The sequence below is a fragment of the Rhodococcus sp. ACPA1 genome (assembly GCF_002300195.1).
GTDB classification, from domain to species: Bacteria; Actinomycetota; Actinomycetes; order Mycobacteriales; family Mycobacteriaceae; genus Rhodococcus_F; species Rhodococcus_F opacus.
Genome location: NZ_NSDX01000008.1, coordinates 452560 through 470810 on the forward strand (window position 1 = coordinate 452560; position 18251 = coordinate 470810).

At 64.7% G+C, this 18251-nt stretch carries 15 protein-coding genes and 1 pseudogene; 5 read left to right on the plus strand and 11 right to left on the minus strand.

Features of this window, described 5'->3' with window-relative positions; genetic code table 11:
• Positions 1–44: 44 nt before the first annotated feature.
• From CJ177_RS35115 to acnA, 4 genes are read left to right on the plus strand one after another with little or no spacing between them, the layout of a single operon-like run.
• A complete protein-coding gene (locus CJ177_RS35115; RefSeq protein WP_095869862.1) occupies positions 45–821 on the plus strand; it encodes an IclR family transcriptional regulator in 777 nt (258 codons plus the stop codon).
• Positions 818–2023: a CaiB/BaiF CoA-transferase family protein gene (locus CJ177_RS35120; protein ID WP_095869863.1), complete on the plus strand. Its 1206-nt coding sequence runs from the start codon at positions 818–820 to the stop codon at positions 2021–2023. Before CJ177_RS35115 ends, CJ177_RS35120 begins: the two co-directional genes overlap by 4 nt.
• Positions 2020–2880, plus strand: a complete 861-nt coding sequence (locus CJ177_RS35125; protein ID WP_095869864.1) for a citryl-CoA lyase — start codon at positions 2020–2022, stop codon at positions 2878–2880. The genes CJ177_RS35120 and CJ177_RS35125 overlap by 4 nt, the downstream gene beginning before the upstream one ends.
• Positions 2877–5540 carry an aconitate hydratase AcnA gene (gene acnA / locus CJ177_RS35130; protein ID WP_095869865.1) on the plus strand — a complete coding sequence of 888 codons (2664 nt, stop codon included), beginning with the start codon at positions 2877–2879 and terminating at the stop codon, positions 5538–5540. Before CJ177_RS35125 ends, acnA begins: the two co-directional genes overlap by 4 nt.
• A 774-nt stretch (positions 5541–6314) precedes the next feature.
• Here the strand turns inward: acnA and CJ177_RS35140 are convergent.
• The 7 genes and pseudogenes from CJ177_RS35140 to CJ177_RS35170 all read right to left on the minus strand — a co-directional run bounded on the left by CJ177_RS35140 (position 6315) and on the right by CJ177_RS35170 (position 11166).
• Positions 6315–6896, minus strand: coding sequence for a MarR family winged helix-turn-helix transcriptional regulator (locus tag CJ177_RS35140; RefSeq protein ID WP_257014830.1), 582 nt, complete (start codon positions 6894–6896; stop codon positions 6315–6317).
• A gap of 10 nt (positions 6897–6906) precedes the next feature.
• Complete coding sequence (locus CJ177_RS35145; RefSeq protein ID WP_095869868.1) at positions 6907–7134, minus strand: DUF3263 domain-containing protein; 228 nt, start codon at positions 7132–7134, stop codon at positions 6907–6909.
• A 71-nt stretch (positions 7135–7205) separates the two neighbouring features.
• Positions 7206–7837: pseudogene (locus CJ177_RS35150) on the minus strand (MBL fold metallo-hydrolase).
• The gene (locus CJ177_RS35155; RefSeq protein WP_095869869.1) at positions 7834–9114 is read right to left on the minus strand and encodes an NAD(P)/FAD-dependent oxidoreductase; all 1281 of its coding nucleotides are present in this window, start codon (positions 9112–9114) and stop codon (positions 7834–7836) included. The pseudogene CJ177_RS35150 and the gene CJ177_RS35155 overlap by 4 nt, the downstream one beginning before the upstream one ends.
• The gene (locus tag CJ177_RS35160; RefSeq protein ID WP_095869870.1) at positions 9111–9434 is read right to left on the minus strand and encodes a 2Fe-2S iron-sulfur cluster-binding protein; all 324 of its coding nucleotides are present in this window, start codon (positions 9432–9434) and stop codon (positions 9111–9113) included. The genes CJ177_RS35155 and CJ177_RS35160 overlap by 4 nt, the downstream gene beginning before the upstream one ends.
• 82 nt (positions 9435–9516) lie before the next feature.
• Complete coding sequence (locus CJ177_RS35165; RefSeq protein WP_095869871.1) at positions 9517–9828, minus strand: EthD family reductase; 312 nt, start codon at positions 9826–9828, stop codon at positions 9517–9519.
• Between the two features lie 24 nt (positions 9829–9852).
• On the minus strand, positions 9853–11166 hold the full coding sequence (locus CJ177_RS35170) for a cytochrome P450 (RefSeq protein ID WP_095869872.1): 1314 nt from the start codon (positions 11164–11166) through the stop codon (positions 9853–9855).
• A 162-nt stretch (positions 11167–11328) separates the two neighbouring features.
• Between CJ177_RS35170 and CJ177_RS35175 the strand changes: the two genes are divergently transcribed.
• Entirely contained in the window at positions 11329–12327 is a 999-nt protein-coding gene (locus tag CJ177_RS35175) for an AraC family transcriptional regulator (RefSeq protein WP_206016346.1), read from the plus strand.
• A 112-nt stretch (positions 12328–12439) separates the two neighbouring features.
• Here the strand turns inward: CJ177_RS35175 and CJ177_RS35180 are convergent, their stop codons facing one another.
• The 4 genes from CJ177_RS35180 to CJ177_RS35195 all read right to left on the minus strand — a co-directional run bounded on the left by CJ177_RS35180 (position 12440) and on the right by CJ177_RS35195 (position 17834).
• A complete protein-coding gene (locus CJ177_RS35180) occupies positions 12440–13477 on the minus strand; it encodes an NADH:ubiquinone reductase (Na(+)-transporting) subunit F (RefSeq protein WP_095869873.1) in 1038 nt (345 codons plus the stop codon).
• Between the two features lie 96 nt (positions 13478–13573).
• Positions 13574–14788, minus strand: a complete 1215-nt coding sequence (locus tag CJ177_RS35185) for a cytochrome P450 (RefSeq protein ID WP_095869874.1) — start codon at positions 14786–14788, stop codon at positions 13574–13576.
• 254 nt (positions 14789–15042) lie between these two features.
• The gene (locus tag CJ177_RS35190) at positions 15043–16128 is read right to left on the minus strand and encodes a VOC family protein (RefSeq protein WP_095869875.1); all 1086 of its coding nucleotides are present in this window, start codon (positions 16126–16128) and stop codon (positions 15043–15045) included.
• Between the two features lie 524 nt (positions 16129–16652).
• A complete protein-coding gene (locus CJ177_RS35195; protein ID WP_095869876.1) occupies positions 16653–17834 on the minus strand; it encodes a thiolase family protein in 1182 nt (393 codons plus the stop codon).
• Between the last annotated feature and the right edge of the window lie 417 nt (positions 17835–18251).

The window sequence follows — 18251 nt, forward strand, 5'->3', positions numbered from 1 at the left end:
CTATTCGGTTTACACAAACCATAGAATGGTTTAGCGTGAGTGGCATGGCTGACACTGAGACCGCATCCACACGAGCCGACGGAGGCGTGCGCAGCATCGCCCGCGCCGTCGAGGTGCTGGAACTGTTTGACGTAGAACACCCCACTCGCACCCTGCGCGAGCTCGTGGCCTCCACGGGATTGCCGAAAACCACCGTGGTGCGTCTGCTCTCGACATTGGACTCGTTAGGACTCATCGCGGACCGCGGTGACTCGACCTTCGGCGTGGGGGCCGGGTTCCTGCGCTGGGTGACCCTGGCGCAGTCCATGTGGGAGGTCAGCACGGAAACACGCAAAATCATGACGCGGCTGGTCGATTCCTGCGGCGAAACGGTCAACATCTACATCCGTCAGGATCTGAACCGCGTGTCCATCGCGCAGGTCGAAGGAACGACCACCGTGCGCAGCGTCGTGGAAGTCGGCGTGCCGTACGCGCTCGCCACGGGCGCGGCCGCCAAGATCCTGCTCACCGGCGCCCCCGACCAGGTGGTGCGCAGCCTCGTCGACGCACGGCCGGACCTGCAGCTCGAGCCGCTGCAGCGGGAAATCTCCGGTATCCGGGAGGCGGGGTACTCGGTCACCCACGGCGAACGCGAACTCGGCGCGTCCGCGGTCGCGGCCCCGATCGTCTCCTCGGACGGCCGGGTGATAGCCGCGCTGTCGGCGAGCGGACCCACCTCCCGGTTCACCGCCGACCGGGTGGGCCGGTACGTGGACGCGGTAACCGCCGCGGCCGCCGAAATCAGTGCCGTCGGACTCGGCAGCGTGGAGGTATTCCTGTGACCGCGAACCTGCTCGAAGGCGTCCGTGTCCTCGACCTGACCAATGTGCTCGCGGGACCGTACGCCGGCTACCAGTTGGCCCTGATGGGGGCCGACGTGATCAAGATCGAAACGCCGGGAACCGGTGATCTGGCAAGGCAACTCGGCGCGGACTCTCATCTGAGCGCCGAACACCTCGGCGTCTCGTTCCTCGCCCAGAATTCGGAAAAACGCTCCGTCACGGTCAATCTCAAGACAACTGGGGGAAAGGAAGTCTTCGAGAAGCTGGTCGCCGACGCGGACGTGCTGGTCGAGAACTTCCGGCCAGGGGTGCTCGAACGGCTCGGGTTCGGGTGGCAGCGGCTACGCCAGCTCAACCCCAAACTCGTCTACTGTGCAGTGTCCGGATTCGGATCGACCGGCCCGATGCGCGGACGACCCGCCTACGACCAGGTCGTCCAGGGCCTGTCCGGCATCATGAGCGTGACCGGCACGGCGGAGGTCGCGCCCCTGCGTGTCGGATTCCCGGTGTGCGACAGCTTCGGTGGCCTGGCAGCGGCGTTCGCGATCACCGCTGCGCTGCTGCGGCAACGCCGGACCGGCGAAGGTGCCTTCCTCGACACCTCCATGCTCGACGCCGCACTCACCTCGATGGGATGGGTGGTCTCCGACCATCTCATCGCCGGCCGCGAGCCCGCCCCGATGGCCAACGAGAACATCACCTCGGCCCCGTCGGGCACCTTCCGCACCGCCGACGGGGCGCTCAACATCGCCGCGAACAAGCAGGAACAGTACGAGACGTTGTGCAAGGTTCTCGACCGTGAAGAGCTCATCGACGATCCGCGGTTCCGCACCCGTGAGGACCGCAAACGCCACCGCGACGTGCTGCGGGAAGAACTGGAAACCTCGCTGAAAGCGAAAACGGCAGCCGAGTGGGACGCGATCCTGCTCGACACGGGAGTCCCCGCCGCCCCGGTCGTCTCGGTGCCGACGGCACTGCAATCCGATCAGGTCGCACACCGCGAGCTGGTCACCACGATCGACTCACCCGCAGCCTCCGGCGGTGCGGTGCGGGTACTGGGTCTGCCGACGCATGTCGACGGCCGCCGCGTCTCACCCGAGTCTCCGCCCCCCACCCTCGGGCAGCACACCGACGAGATTCTCACCGAGCTGGGCTACAGGCCGGCGGACATCACCCGCCTGCGGGAAGAGAACGCGATATGAGCACCGCCCGACAAAGCGCCCTCGAGCGGACGTCGAGCCGGGAGGTCACCGACTGGTGGTCGACCGCCGTCTCCGACATCGAGCCCGGGATCATCCGGCTGCGGGGATACCCCATCGAGCAGATGATCGGCCAGGTGAGTTTCCCCGAGATGATCTGGCTGATGGTCCGCGGTGACCTCCCCAGTGCCGGCCAAGCCGAACTGCTCGAGCACGCCCTCGTCGCCGCCGTGGACCACGGTCCACAAGCACCGTCGATCGCCGCGGCCCGAATGGCCGCCACCTGCGGTGTCGGGTTACACGGGGCCATCTCCACCGGTGTCGGTCTCCTCGGCGACATCCACGGCGGCGCCGGCCAACAATGCATGCAACTACTCGAACAGATCCGGACTCGGTCCACCGATGGCGACCTCGAAGAAGTGGCCGCGCAGACGATCGCCGACCACCGCGCAACAGGCCGATACATCCCGGGATTCGGCCACCGCTTCCATCCGCGCGACCCACGCCGGGACCCGCTGTTGTCTGCAGTCCACACCCAGGTCGAGGCCGGCGTGATCGACGGCCACTACCTCCAGATCGCCGAAGAACTGGAGCGACAACTGGCAGCAGGGCGAGCTCGGCCCGTCCCGATGAACATCGACGGGGCGACCGCCGTGATCTACGCCGAACTCGGCTTCGCCCCCGAACTCGGCAGAGGCCTGTTCATCCTGTCCCGCTCCGTCGGGATCCTCTCGCACTCATGGGAAGAACGCGAAGGTGGGCGCCGGATCAAAGGGCCGATCCCCCCACCTTTGCTGCCGACCTACACCGGTGCACCGCCGAGGAGCGTTCCCGAGCGGGCACCGGTGGCACACGGATGACCCTCGACTCCTTCGACGCACTCCGCGACCTACCCGGCGCCCCCGCCACACAGTTCATCGATCTCACCGCCGCAGAACGAGGCGGTGCGGGTGCCCTGCACCGCCTTCCCTACGCCACCAGGGTGCTCGTCGAAAACGTGCTGCGGCATGAGGACGGCCGCACCGTCATCGCCGATCATGTCCGAGCGCTCGTGGCCGGCGATCACTCCACGTCGATTCCGTTCACCCCCGAACGCGTTCTGCTTCAAGACGCCTCGGGAATTCCGGTACTCGCCGACATGATCACCCTGCACGAGCGTGCAACGGCACTCGGCCTCGACCCCGCCACCGTCTCGCCTCGGCGGCGCATGGATCTCGTAGTCGACCACGCCCTCGAACTCGACGCCGCCGGAACCGCCGACGCCGGTGCCACCAACCTCGCACTCGAATACCACCGTCACGGTGACCGATACCGGTTCCTGCGGTGGGCACAGACCCGCTTTCCCACGCTGAGGGTGGTGCCCCCGGGTATCGGAATCTGCCACCAACTCAACCTGGAAGTCCTCGCCGACGTCATCTCGGTCGGCACCCACGACGGCATCGCGCTCGCACGGTTCGACTCCGTCGTCGGTACCGACAGCCACACCACCATGATCAACGCGCTGTCCGTCACCGGTTGGGGAGTCGGCGGCATCGAAGCAATCGCCGCCGCACTGGGCCAGCCAATCCTGATACCGGTCCCCGCCGTCGTGGGTGTTCGCCTCAGCGGTGCACTGAAGCCCGGCGTCCTCGCCACCGACGTCGCGCTCACCCTCGCTTCCATGCTCAGAGCCCACGGTGTGGTGCAACGAGTCGTCGAATTCCACGGTCCCGGGCTCACTCGCCTGTCGGTGCCCGACCGGGCCACCATCGCGAACATGGCACCGGAATATGGGGCCACGATGGCGTACTTCCCCGCCGACGACCGCACCCTCACCTACCTCGCCACCACAGGGCGACCCGAGGCAACCGTGTCCTTGGCCCGGACCTACCTGACCGCCCAGAACATGCTCTACACACCAGATCTGCCAACGCCCGACTACCATGAGGTACTCGAGCTGGACCTGGCACAGGTGGACCGCACCATGGCCGGCCCCTCCCGCCCGCATCAGACATTCACTGCAAGCGAACTGGCGCACACAGTGCCCCCCGAGGGCTCGACGGGCGCGAACGGCACCGGCACGCTGCACCACGGGGACATCGTCATCGCCGCCATCACCAGCTGCACCAACACCTCCAACCCGAAGGCCATGGTCGCGGCGGGGCTACTGGCCCGAAACGCGGTCGAGCGCGGCCTCACACGAGCACCCTGGACCAAGACTTCGCTGACCCCGGGATCGCGCGCGACCGCAGAACTGCTCCAGTCCGCGGGACTGCAGACAGCGCTCGACGAACTCGGCTTCCACATAGCCGGTTTCGGTTGTGGAACCTGCATGGGCAACTCCGGACCCCTCGCCCCGGCGATCACCGAGCAGATACGTCAGCAGTCCCTGTCGGTCGCCGCCGTGCTCTCGGGCAATCGAAACTTTCCGGGCCGCATTCACCCCGACGTCGCGCATTCGTACCTCGCCTCGCCGCCGATGGTCGTGGCGATGGCGATCGCCGGACGAACAACGATCAACCCCACTGACGAACCACTGGCCACCGACCGCGCCGGGCGCCCCGTTTTCCTGGACGAGATCTGGCCATCGGACGAGGACATCGACCTACTTGTCAATGCCAACGACAGCAGGTCGCTCTCGCTCGGCCCCGCCCGACCCGTGCCGCTCACCACCACCGAATGGGAGTCCCTGCCACCCGCGGGCGGAGACGACTACGAGTGGGACGGCGATGCCGGTTCGATCCGACGCCCACCGTTCGCTGACGCCGCACTAACCCGACCCGTCAGAACCGGGGACGTCGTGGCTGCTCGCCCGCTGCTGTTGCTCGGCGACGGCATCACCACCGATCACATTTCACCGGTCGCCCGCATCACTTCGGATTCGCCGGCTGGTCGATGGCTCGCCCGCCATGGTGTTCCGCCCGAGAAATTTGGCAGCTACAGCGCCCGCCGACTCAACCACGACGTAATGCTGCGAGGGGGCTTCGCGAACCCGAGGCTCGAGAACAAACTCGTCCCCGACAGGCAAGGCGCGTGGACCCGCGTGCTTCCTGATGGTGACATCGTTCCGGTCCATCAGGCAGCGGCGATCTACGCTGATCGCGGCGTTTCTACAATCGTGGTCGCTGGGCACTCCTACGGGGCCGGGTCCGCCCGTGACTGGGCGGCGAAAGCGACCAGACTCCTGGGAATCCAGGCGGTGATCGCGCAGAGCTTCGAACGAATCCACCGTACCAATCTGGTCGCCATGGGCGTTCTGCCCATCGAATGTCCGGATTTGTCTCCAGACGAGCTCGACGGCACCGCGGAATTCGACATCACCGGCCTCGCGGGCTGCACGCATACTCAGCCCGCGGTGCGCGTGATCGCCCGTGCCACGACTGGCGTGCAGCAGTTTTCGGGCCGAGCACGAATCGACACGGCAGTCGAGGCCGACTGGATCCGTGCAGGCGGATTGATCGCGCATTTACTCACGCCCGCGATCCATTCTCTCGACACGGTCGCAGCCAACACTCCCTGGACCGGTTTGTCTGAGAGCTAAGGTGGCACGGTCATGGTGGAGCTACCTGGTCGATGAGACAAGTTCCAATCATGAATCGCCGGGAACCTGCACGTTGTGTCGTTTGTCGTAGATTTGTGCAGGTAAGAAGCCCTCAATCAAACAGTTCCCGCAGGTCATTCTGGGCGAGTGGACGGGTGAGGGAGTCGCAGGGCAGATCAGTCGTCGCCGGAATCGGACACGACATCGCACTCCAGGGTTAAGGTTGCTCATCGATCTTCCTCTCGATTTGATCAACAATTTCGCAGAGTTCTTCCTTGAACCCGTGACGGTGACATCCCAAACCGTACGAAGATTTTCTCTTCGGGCGCGCCGCCATGGGGCCCACGTCCGGACAAACCGTCAACCAGATCTGCCGCCAGATCTGCTGCTCGAGGATGTCCTCGACCTCTGTCCACTCGGGGTCTCCGGCCCGGGTCTGATTCGCCTCTCGGCGCCGACGGAGCTCCCGGGCGGATGGGATCGGTGACACCCATCCCGTTTCTTGCGGCCGGCCTGACCTCAGTGCGGTCCTCGGCGCGATCTCCAGCTTCGTCGCCGCGCACCGCGATTGGCTACTGATGCAATCCGCCGAATGATCAACGGCGCATCGGTGGCATGGGCGTGAGCTGCGCCGGCCTGTCCCGTGCGGGCTGCGGATCTGCGCTATACAGAGAATCGCGACCCGTCAACCAGAACAGGGTGACGACGGAGCATGTCGCTCCGTTCGGGTTGTTGTCATCAAAGTCCTCTGTCCGCGGATGCTCAGTGCATCGATCAATGCGCTTCAGTTCTGGTCAATCCAGCACGGCAAGAGATGAGGTATTCACGAAGCGTTCCACGCTGACGGGGGGTGAGCTGACTGACCATCTGTTCCTCGAGTGCCGAGACTTCCCCGTGATAGCAATCGAGCAGCCCCACTCCGGTCGCCGTGACACTCGTCAGCATTTGCCGGCGGTTGCTGGGGTCGACCCGCCGACTGACCAGACCTCGACTCTCGAGCGCGATGATCATCTCGCCCATAGTTTGCGCTGTGACAAAGGAATTGCGGGCCAGCTCGGCGGAAGAGAGTCCATCGCAGCGACGTAAGACCGTCAGGGCGGTGTATTGGAGCGCCGTGATGCCGGCCGGGCGCAGGATCGTGTCCATCCGTGACCGTATGGCCAACTCCAACTGTTTGATCGCGTAAAGGAGACTCGGACCGAGGTCCTGTCCGTCACCGCTGCCGCGTTCCGAATTTGACTGGTGCTTCACCGGTGGTGCCTCTTCCGCGTCCGCTGAACGCCCTTCGCGCGCGCCGCGTGCGAACCCGGGATTGTTGCGGCGGTCCAACCGCGACGGGTGGTGACGTGTCTCCATCTTCCCGCTCCTACACGGAGACAGGACTAACGGAGTAGCGTGCCGCGTTCTCCTGGATCAGATGTCGCTCGGCGAGCGGCATGTTCCGTAGCGCGATGGTGCGCAGGATTCGGGTGATCCTCGCGTAGAATGTTGCTGGGCTGATGCCGAACTCGACGAGGATGTCGCCCGGTTGAGCACCCCCGTAGGGTGCCCAAATTCGGGCCAGTTCGAGCATGGCTGCCTCTTCCGAATTCATAACGTCTCCTGCTTGAGAGGTGGATGACAGAGTGCGTCGTGATGCGGCACACCATGGGAACTCCGGTTTGCTTACTGTCCTCGCGCGATCCATTCGGCGAGGTGTGGGGCCTCGGTGCCGATCGTGGTTCCGTCACCGTGACCGGTATGGACGAGTGTTTCTTCGGGAAGAGTGAACAGCCGGTCGCGGATCGACCCGATGATGGTCGGGAAATCCGAGTACGACCGGCCCGTGGCGCCGGGGCCACCCGAGAACAGGGTGTCGCCGGAGAACAGTGCCCCGGCCTCGGGCAGGTACAGGCACACCGACCCGGGCGAGTGACCGGGCGAGTGGATCACCTGGATCTCGGTGCCCGCGATGGCGATCGCTGTTCGTCCTCGAGATGCCAGTAATTGGCGTCGGGGTGGCTCATCTTCCACAGCACGTCGTCGCCGGGGTGCAGCAGCACCGGGGCGTGCACGCGCTCGGCCAGTTCGGGGGCGACGGTGACGTGGTCGTTGTGACCGTGCGTGCAGATCACGGCGTTCACGTGCCGGTCCCCGACCGCATCGATGATCGGCTGTGCGGCGTGGGCGGCGTCGACGATCACGACGTCGGGGTCGTCACCGATCAGCCAGATGTTGTTGTCGACGTTCCACTCTCCGCCGTCGAGGGCGAATGTTCCCTCGGTGACGACCCGCTGTATCCGAAACCTTCCGCTCATGAGGCCACCACCTGACGCTCGCCGACTTCGGCCGAAGCAACCTCGTCCTTGTGTCGGGCGATCGCCAGTTTGAGATCGAAGTCCGTGTCGGCTGCCTGTTCCAGGGTGAGCGGCATACCGCTGGAAAGGATCTTTCGTGCCGTCATGTGGTCGCGGGGCTTGTTGACCGACTCGACTCCGAGCAACCGGGTGCCGAGGAAGCAGAAGATGGAAAACGCCCCGCTGTCGACGGAACCGCGAACCACGTGGGTGTCCGCGCCCGCGGTCAGCCCAGCCATCTGCAGTTTCGATTCGTACTGCTCGGACCAGAACCACGGCACACTCCGGTAGTTGATGCTGGTTCCGGTGAGCTGAGCGGCGAGGCAGCGGGCCTGATCGACCGCATTCTGTACGGATTCGAGTCGCACCAAACGGGCTGTTCCCGGAATCGGGTAGGCGGCGCAGTCACCGATCGCAGAGATGTTCTCGTCGGGTGTGCGAAGGTACTCGTCGACGACGATGCCGTTGTTGACGGGCAGGCCCGCCAGGACGGCGAGCTCGATGTTGGGTACGACACCGATACCCACGACGACTGCGTCGGCGGGTATGACGTCGCCGGACGTAGTGGTGACCCCCGCTGCTCGGGCGTCGGCTTCGACGACCGTCTTCGCGCCTGTCGACAGCCGCATGTGCACACCGTGTTCGGTGTGCGCCGCGGAGAAGTAGTCCGACATCACCGGCGACAGTGCGCGGGCCATCGGCCGATCCATCGCCTCGACGACGGTCACGTCGAGGCCCTTCTTACGGGCCGCTGCGGCAACCTCGAGACCGATGAAGCCGGCCCCGATCACGACCAGCGACGAGCACGAGGCCATGCTCGAGGTGAGGGACTCTGCTTCGCCGGCGGTACGCAGGTAGTGCACACCGGGAAGGTCGGCACCGGGGACCGGCAGGAGCCGGTTGCGGGCACCGGTCGCCAGGATCAGATGGTCGTACTCGATGACGGTGGCATCGATCAGCTCCACCAGTTGCGCATCCCGATCGACGCGGACGACGGGCTTACCGCACGCGAGCGTGATCCGGTGGTCCTCGAAGTACTGGGCCGGACGCAGCGCAAGGGAATCCCGATCAGGGTCACAGTGCAGGTACGCCTTCGACAACGGTGGCCTCTGATAGGGCACACCCGGCTCGTCACCGACCAGGGTGATCGATCCGGCAAATCCGTGACTGCGCAGACTGACGGCTGCCTCGAATCCGGCCTGCCCGGAACCGATGATGACGATGCGGTCGACACTCATACCTGCTCCTCCGGAAGCCGGACGATCAGGCCGTCGACGTCGTCGCCGACCACGAGCTGGCAGGACAGGCGACTGGCATCGGTGCGGGGGCTGACGGTGTCGTCGAGCATCTCGTCTTCTTCCTCGGAGATCGAGGGAAACTTGTCCGCCCAGGGGCTCTCCACGTAGACGTGACACGTCGCGCACATGGCCTGGCCGCCGCATTCGGCGACGATGCCGTCGATTCCGGCGCCGATGGCGCCGTGCATGACCCTTTTGCCGGTAGCAACCTCGACCTCATGCTTGGTTCCATCAGGGTGAACGTAGGTGACGGTAGGCACGTCTATCTCTCTTTCACGGATAGTGCAGTAATGACGAACTCAGGTGGGGTGCCGGCAGTCGAGCCGGCACCCCACCGCCGACTCACGGCAGAACAGTCTCTTCGTCGCTGAACAGCATCGTCACTCCGCCGGAGGCGAAGTTCGCGACGTCGGCGGCGGCATTCTGTCCCTCAGGGGAGGCGAATGCCTGCCCGGCCTCTTCTTTGCTCTCGAAGTACAGCTGCGCGAGCGCATACGCCGAGGGGGGATTGCCGTCGAGAGATTCACACTTGCCTGCGGCGAACCGCTTGACGCTCGGGATCTGCTGCACCAGAGGCAAATGCTTGGAGCTGTAGTGCTCGTCGAAGGCGGCCGGGTCGGCGGGCTGGTTGTAGACGATGGTGACGCGGTACATGGAGTCTCGTTTCGTTGGGGTCGGTCAGGGCCGGTCGACGGGCACAGGATTCTGCTGGGGATCCCACTCGACCAACACGTGCTCGGGCCCCCGGAACGAGGTGTTGGGAAGATAGGAGAACTCCTGTCCAGCAACGAGTGACATGTGCGGCAGGCGTCGCGAGACCTCTTCGAGGAAGACCTTCATCTCCAACCGAGCCAGCGTCGCGCCCAGGCAGGTGTGGCTGCCGATGCCGAACGTCAAGTGGCGCCGTGCGTTTCCTCGATGGATGTCGAAGTCGTCGGGCTCGGGGAACATCGAGTCGTCGCGGTTCGCCGACGCCATGACGATCAGCAGTCGACCGCCGGCCGGGATATCGACTCCGCCGACAGTGGTGTCCACCACGGCCTTGCGGCGCCAGGCAACGACGGATCCGCTGTAGCGGAGGCATTCCTCGATAGCCTTGGGGATCAGCGTGGGGTCGGCGCAGATTTCTTCCCAGGAGCTGCGGTTCTCGAGCAGGGTGCGGAACGCGTTACCGGTGGCGTTGGTGGTGGTTTCGTGCGCGGCCACCACACCACTCATCATGATGTTCTGCAGGTAGTTGTCGTCGAAGAGGTCGGGGTGCTGCCGCTGCATCTCGATCGCATGGGGGATCCACCCCTTCGCATTCGGGTCGGCCTTGAGTTTGTCGACCAGGCCGCCGGCGAATTCCCAGAACTTCCCCATCCCGGTAGCGACTCGAGTTTGTTCGTCTCCGGTGGGGTGTCCCCAGGTGAACAGGGTCTGCTGCATCCCGAAGTGGCGGCAGGTCTCGATGTCCTCGTCGGGCACGCCGAGGAAGATGAGCGCGACGATGCAGGGAACTTCGTAGAGCAGATCGCCGATCAGGTCGGCCCGGCCATCCTTGATGACCCGGTCCAGGTAGGTGTTGACGACCTCGCGGATCTTCGGTTCGAGGGTGGCGACGTTTTCGGCTTCGAACGGCTGCAGCAGCAGTCGGCGACGTTCGGTGTGGATCGGCTCGTCCTCGTTCACGATGGTCGGGCCGGGAGCGAACTGATAGCTGCCGAGGATCTGCAGCGCCTCGTCACTGATCGGGGTGATCTGGTCGAGAGTGATCGACGGGGAGAACACCGACGGTGTCTTGAAGATCTGCTTGATGTCCTCATAGCGCGTGACCACCCAGTAGTCGAGCAGTGGACTGTAGAACACCGGCTCTTCTTTGCGGGCGTCCCGCAGCGACGAGGATGGATCGACCTGGTAGGCGCCCTGGAACGGATCGAAGCCTGCCGCCATACCTGAAACGGGGCATCCGGTCGGGCTTTTCACGCCTTCCGGCGCGTGATCGACGGTCATTCGTCTCCTCCAAATTTGGATATAGGAGCTGTTGAGTGATTCCTCATGAGCGTATGATTCAGGTCACATGACGCGCTATCCTGTGAGCGCAACAATATAGCCAATTGGCGCAATAACTGAATCGTTCTCGATTTAGTCAGACCAGAGAGACCGACAAAGTAGATGAGCGAAGACCCGGATCGCGGAAACGGCACAAAGACGTTTCTTTCCGACGATATCGACGAGGCGCGGGCCATCGGCAGCGATCTCTACTATCCCCATGAGGTTCGCGTCCTCGGGGACGAGCATATTTTTCAGATGCGAATGACTGCAGCCTCGTTCGGTCCCGTCACGCTCGGCCGGCTGGATTATTCGACCGAGGTGGAAATCTTCACCAACGAGTTGCGCGACTCCTATCAGGTGAACATCCCGATGCGGGGGGAGTTGGTCACCGGGTCGGGTCGTGCCCGGACCGTGGCGACCCCCCACCGCGCCGCGGTCTACCGGTGCGACCAACGGACCCTGCTGCGTGGGTGGGCCTCGCCCTATCCGACCCCGGTGCTGGCCCTGAAGATCGATCGCCGGGCACTCGAGGATCAACTCGCGGCACGGTTGGGGACGGAGATCGTCGACCCGATCGTCTTCGGCATGGACCTCGATCTGGACACCGTCGTCGGCCGTCAATGGCTCTCACTGGTCGAAGGTCTGTCTCATCAACTCGACAGTCCCGAGGCGTTGGCGCTGCATCCCATCGTCTCGACGCCGATGGCCGAGTGCTTGATGAGCGGGCTTCTCGTCGCGGCCGAACACGACTACAGGGCAAGGCTGTACGAACCCAAGCCCGCCCTGCCAGGAATTGTCCGGCTCGCCGTCGACTACCTCGAGGCGCACGCGCAGCAGCCCCTAACGGTGGCGCAGGTCGCCAAGAACGTCGGGGTGAGTGTGCGGTCCCTGCAGGTCGGGTTCCAGAACTCGTTGGGTACGACGCCGATGCGGCAGCTGAAGATCATCCGCATGCAGAAGGCGCGCAAAGACCTGCTCAAGGCGGACCCGGCGAACGAAGGTGTCACCGAGATCGCACAGCGGTGGGGGTTCCTGCACGTCGGCCGATTCGCCGGAGAGTATAAGGAGACCTTCGGAGTGAGTCCGTCGGAGGACCTGCGCACGGTGCCGTTCCGGTAGCAGAGACGACGATCCCGCGGAAGTGATCGTGTCCATTCACTTCCGCGGGATCGGTGCCGTCCGGATCCGTCAGCGCCAACGTCTTGATCCGGAGGGGTAGGGCGCGTCGTGGCTACTGCCCCACGGCGGCCAGGTTCGGTGCGGCGATCGTGAACTCTTCACGGAAGATCAGCCGGGGCGCCATCCGACGTCGCTTGAGGGCCTTGACCGCAGCCTCGACCATTGCCGGCGGTCCGCACAGGTAGGCGCTCATGCCCTTGCACGACGAGAAGTCGTCAAGCACCACATCGGTCACCATGCCCATGGCCCCGTCCCACTGTTCCTCGCTCAGCGCGGGGCGGTAGTGAAAGTGCTCATGCTCCTGTGCGAGGCCACGGAAGAAGTCGACGTCGTACAGATCCTCCTGGCGGCGTCCGCCGTGGTAGAGATACAACTCCGGAACCAGGCGCTCGGCCAGCGCATGCTGGACGATCGACTTCAACGGCGCCAATCCGGTCCCACCGCCGATCAAGATCGCGGCCTCGTCCTGCTGTTTGACCAGGTTGAACTGGCCCAACGGCCCACGCAGAGAGATGCGGTCACCGACCTGCATCGGCCCGAAAATCCACCCATCCGTGGCCAGACCCCCGGTCGTGAGTTTGACGTGGAATTCCAGGTTCCGCGTCTCCGTCGGCGGATTGGCCAGCGAGTACTGCCGGCCGACGTTGTGCCCGGGGACGATCAACTCGACGTACTGACCGGCATTGAACAGCATCGGCGTATCCACCTCGACCACCAGCCGCCGGGTATTCGCAGCGATGTCCTCGAGTACCGACACCGTCCCCTCGTAATCACGCAGTGGGAAGTGCGGGATTCCGTCGTCCCCGGCTCCGCCGATCGGTTCGACCGTCAGATCGGAGCAGGGGGTCGCCATACAGCCGAGAGCCAAACCTTCGGCGCGCTCGTCCTTGGTCAGGGTGTACTCGGGGGATTCGTTGTGGCGTACCTCCCCGCACAGCACCTTGAGCTTGCAGGTGCCGCAGGTGCCCTGGGTGCACGAGTGCGGAAGCCATTCGTTCGCCCGCAGCGCCGCATCGAGGATGGATTGGTCTTCGGCAACGGTGATGTCCGAATTCTTACCCTGGATACGGACCGTGTAGTTATTAGCCATTTCCGACAGTGCTCCAATCCAATAAAAATGCTCCCGAAGTGCCCGATCCATTAATCTCCGGACCGGACACTTCGGACCTCGGGAAATATGATTCCGTTACACTTCCCATTTAACGAACAACTGCTTCGGTCCACGGAAACCCCAACCCCAGAAATCGACCTCGTGAGCCTCGTCGCGTTCCAGGTTCGGAATGGACTCGAGCAGTTCCTCCAGGCCGATCCGGATAACCGAGTTAGCGAAATAGGTACCCGCGCAGGCGTGCTTTCCGCCACCGAATGTCATGTTCGGAAGCAGGGCCCGATCGATATCGAATTCAGTCGGGGCGTTGTAGGCGTTCTCGTCCTGGTTGGCCGAGCCATAGGAGAGCATCACGATCGACCCCTCCGGCAGTGTCACGCCACCGACCTCGACCTCGTGCGCGGCGCGCTTGACCACGGCAGACCAGATCGGCGCCACCCAGCGCATGCCTTCCGAGACCGCCCGGGGGATCAACGCCGGGTCGTCGACGACACGTTCGAGCTGTTCGGGCTTGGTGAACAGTCCTGCCAGCGTGGTCGCCATCGCGTGCCCCGGCTCCTGCATCGCTCCGAGGAGGAAGACGTACAGGTTGGGGTAGATGACATCGCGGCTGCGGGTCTGCCCTTCGGGCATACCGTCGTGCAGCCAGTGGGAGATCGCGGTGTGATCGGGTTCCTTGATCCACTTGTCGATCTTCGGATCGACGTGGGCGATGATCTCGGCCTTGGCCTCGTCGCCGGGGATGAACCCGTCCGGGTTGGCGAATTCGCCGTTCTCGTCGACCGCGGCGTTGGTGAAGGACACGCTCAGCTTGTGGAACCATTCGCGAAGCTTGTCGGTGCTGACGTCATCGAGTCCGAGGAGATCGCCGAGAGCACGAACACTGACCGGCTCACAGTACGCAGCCACGATGTCGGCGCTTCCGTCGTTCTCGATCTCGGCGAGTCGCTGACGTGCGAAGGGGCGCACCAGATTATCGATGTACTTGTCGACCGCTGAGGGCTGCAGGTGCGGTTCGACCATGTCCCGCAGCTTGCGGTGTTCGTCGCCGTTCGTGTTGAGCAGTGCGCCGGGTCCGAAGGTGCGGCCTCCGGCCGCAGAGATGACGGCCGGCCAGTTCTCGGCGTCCTTGGCGATGTCGGCGCACAGTTCCTTCGTCGACACGATGTACATGCCCAGCGCCGGGACGAAGGCTACAGGGGCCTCTTTCCTCAGACGCTCGTAGAACGGATAGGGGTCGGTCTCGAGCTCTTCGATCGTGATCTCGTCGATAAAACTCTGGGTGGAAGTCATGGTGCTCCTTCTGCTTCGGGCCCGCGTGCAGTGGGGACTCGCGCTGATTCACTCGTGTGAACCGACGACCGAGCGAAAGTGGATGGGTTCAGGTGTGAGGTGCGGTGGCGTCGATCGACGATCCCGACCTGCACAGCCCCGCCGAACAGTGTGTGATCCAGCCCTCGCGAGTCCAAAGAAGTTGTGCCGCTTATCGGCACACCGAGGTGGATCACGTGGGTGTGACCAGAACTCCGGTCACACCCACGTGCGTATCAGGACGCCGGAGCGCCGGCGACGGCGCGGGACTGGTCGATCTCGTCCGGGACCGCCTGCTCAGCTGCCGCCGCGTCGGGGCCGGGGCCGCCGGGGCCGAAGTGCGCATACTTCTCGATGTGCTGATCGAGCGAGAGCGGGCTCGGGGTGCCGTAGGTGAAGTAGGTCTCCCACGGAAGCTTCGTCCCGCCGATCGCCAGCCCGGTGCCGATGTCGGACATCTGCCAGGTCTTGGTCTCACCGTCGGGATCGAGATGCAGGTACCCGACCTCACCGAACAGCTCGATGCGGTTGCCGCCGGGTTCGAAGACGTAGAGGAACTGCGCCTGGGTGATGCCATGCTTGTCGGGGCCGGCTTCGATCCGAATGTCGTAGTCGCGGAACATCTCCACCGCATCGATGTTGTGCTGGCCGGTGCCGTAATAGAACGCGAGGTGGTGCATCTTGCCCCGTTCACCCTGCGCGTCCCGCAAACATGCCACCTCATGGCCGAGGATGTTCGAACTCATCCACGCACCGATTTCGGTGTCACCGTCGACGACGCGTTCGGTGGTCCGGAACCCGAGGTGGCGCTCGAAGGAGTTCTTCACCGCGCTGACGTCGCTGGCGAGCAAGTTCAGGTGGTCGATGCGCTTGACGGGGATGCCCTGCAGCGGTCTCTTCGACGGGCGGGTAAGGATCTTGGACTGCAGCTCCGGCGGGGCCTGGTACTTCTCGACCTCCCACAGCAATTCCAGGTTGTGCCCGTCCGGGGACTGGTAGGTGAAGGTCTTGCCGTACCCGAAGTCGCTCTCGCGCCACGCTCCGTCGACGTTGGCGTCCTTGAGCGAGGCTGCCCGGCGTTCGAGCGCTTCCGGGGAGCTGGTGCGCAGCGCGGCGTGGCCGAGTCCGGCCTGGGTGGATTCGGTGACCTTCAGGCTCCACTGATAGGGGTCTTCATAGGCGCGCAGGTAGACCGACTGCCCCTCGGTGTGGGTGATGTACATCCCGAGGAACTTGGTGAAGAAGTCCACCGTCTCCTGCGGCTTGGGGCTCAGCAGTTCGGCACGGGCGAGATGGGAAATCTCGAACCGAGGGTCACTCATAGGTCGTCTCCTTTGTTGCCTGCCTGAGATCGGCAGTGTCCGCTGACCGCCCGCGCCGTGAGGTGGGGTGCCCCACCGGCGACCGGGACCAGTGCGGAGTGGCGTTGTCTGGCGCTTCGGGTGCTTGCCGATTAGGTATCAGCTTGTGTCCGATGTCACGAGCATGATCCGAATCACCCGCTGTCCGCTACACAATCCAGAATTGCCGAACAAGCGACGAAAATCACCCCGTCATAGTTCGGAGATTGGGCAACTCTGCGTAGCGCGGATGTCCGCGGCGCTAGATTGCGTTTTCTGGCCTCCCGGGCCCGGTAGCACAGATGACCCCACTCGCAACAGCAGTCCGCGCGTACAGCCGAGCCTGGTTCCGGTTGTCCACCGAGTTCGCTACGCGGGCGAGGAAGGGCTGAGGCGCTCGCGCGCCTCGCCGAGGTTTCTCCGCCCATCGCCCATCGCGGATTGAAGTCCGTGGCCCGTATCCTCGCGCTCAGGAGTTCGGGGGCGTATGCCCTCCCGCACTGGTTCTAGATGCGCCGGAAGAGTGCGGCGAGGGCCTGGCCGCCGCCGATGCACATGGTGACGATGCCGAGTTCGAGGTCGCGGCGCACGAGGTCCTTCGCGAGGCGCAGGCTCAGGATGGCTCCGGTCGCGCCGACCGGGTGACCCAGCGCGATCGCGCCGCCGTACGGGTTGGTCTTCTCCGGGTTCAGCTTCGCGTCCCGGATCACCGCGACCGCCTGCGACGCGAACGCCTCGTTCAGCTCGATCACGTCGATGTCGCCGGGGGTGGTGCCGGTCTGCTCGAACAGGTTCGCCAGCGCCAAAACGGGGGCGTACCCCATCAGGCTCGGGTCCATCGCCGCGGTCGCGACGGCCTCCAGCGTGACCAGCCCGGTCAGACCCTTCTCCTGCGCGGCGGACTGCGTCGCCAGAACCAGGGCCGCGGCGCCGTCGTTGATCCCGGACGCGTTGCCCGCGGTCACCGAGCCGCCCTCCTCGAACGCCGGCCGCAGCTTCGCCAGGGTCTCGAGGGTGGTGTCGGGCTTGGGGTGCTCGTCGACGTCGATCGTCTTCGGGCGGCGGCCCCCGATCTCGACCGGGGTGATTTCCTCGGCGAACGCGGCCTTCGCGGCCTCGGAGGCGGCGCGGCGCTGGGATTCGACGGCGAACTCGTCCTGCTGCCGGCGGCTCACGTCGTACTTGCGGGCGACGGCCTCCGCGGTGCGGCCCATGTGCACCCCACCGAACGGGTCGGTCAGAATCGCGACCGTGCCGTCGACGAGCGTGCGGTCGCCGAGCTTGTAGCCGGAGCGGGCGGAGAAGTCGTAGAACGGCATCCGCGACATGCTCTCGTCGCCGCCGGCGAGGGCGAAGTCCACCCCACCCCAGCGCATCTGCTGCGCCGCCGACCACACGGCCTGCAGACCGGACCCGCACAGCCGGTTGACGGTATATGCGGGGGTCTTCTCGGGAAGTCCGGCGGCGAGGGCGACGCGGCGGGCGTTGTAGGCGTCCGGTCCGACCTGACCGATGCAGCCCATCACCACCTCGTCGATATCGCCGCCCGGCACGCCGGCACGCTCCAGCGCGGCCTTGACGGCGGTGGCACCGAGTTCGTGGGCGGGCACGTCCTTGAACGCGCCACCGAAGCTGCCGATCGGGGTCCTCGCGCCGTCGACAACGACGATCGGTTCAACAGAATTCATGGAAAACCTGTTCTTTCAAATGGATTGGATGAGGGATTCGTCGGGGGATCGGGGCCCCTGCCGCTATGGGTATTGTCGGGTTTCGGCCAACTGCAGCCAGAGTCGTCGTCTGTCTTCGACAGGCAACTGGAATGGATAGTCGTCGAGGATCCGCGCGAGCTGTTGTTCGTACCTCCCAGTCGTCATTCCGAACCGGGTGATGAGCTCGTCGGATGGTGGGGTGCCATACGGCAACCACTGGCACGCGAACTCGATGATCGCTGTATCGAACCTGTCCACGAACGGCCTCCCCTCACTGGCGAACTCAGGATTACCTAGCTACCGGTCGCTCAGTGTGCGGCGCGAACCGGGCGGGAAGTGCCTGAGTCGGGATATCGGAACAACAGCATCGGTAAGGGCCCCGGTTGTTCGCACCGT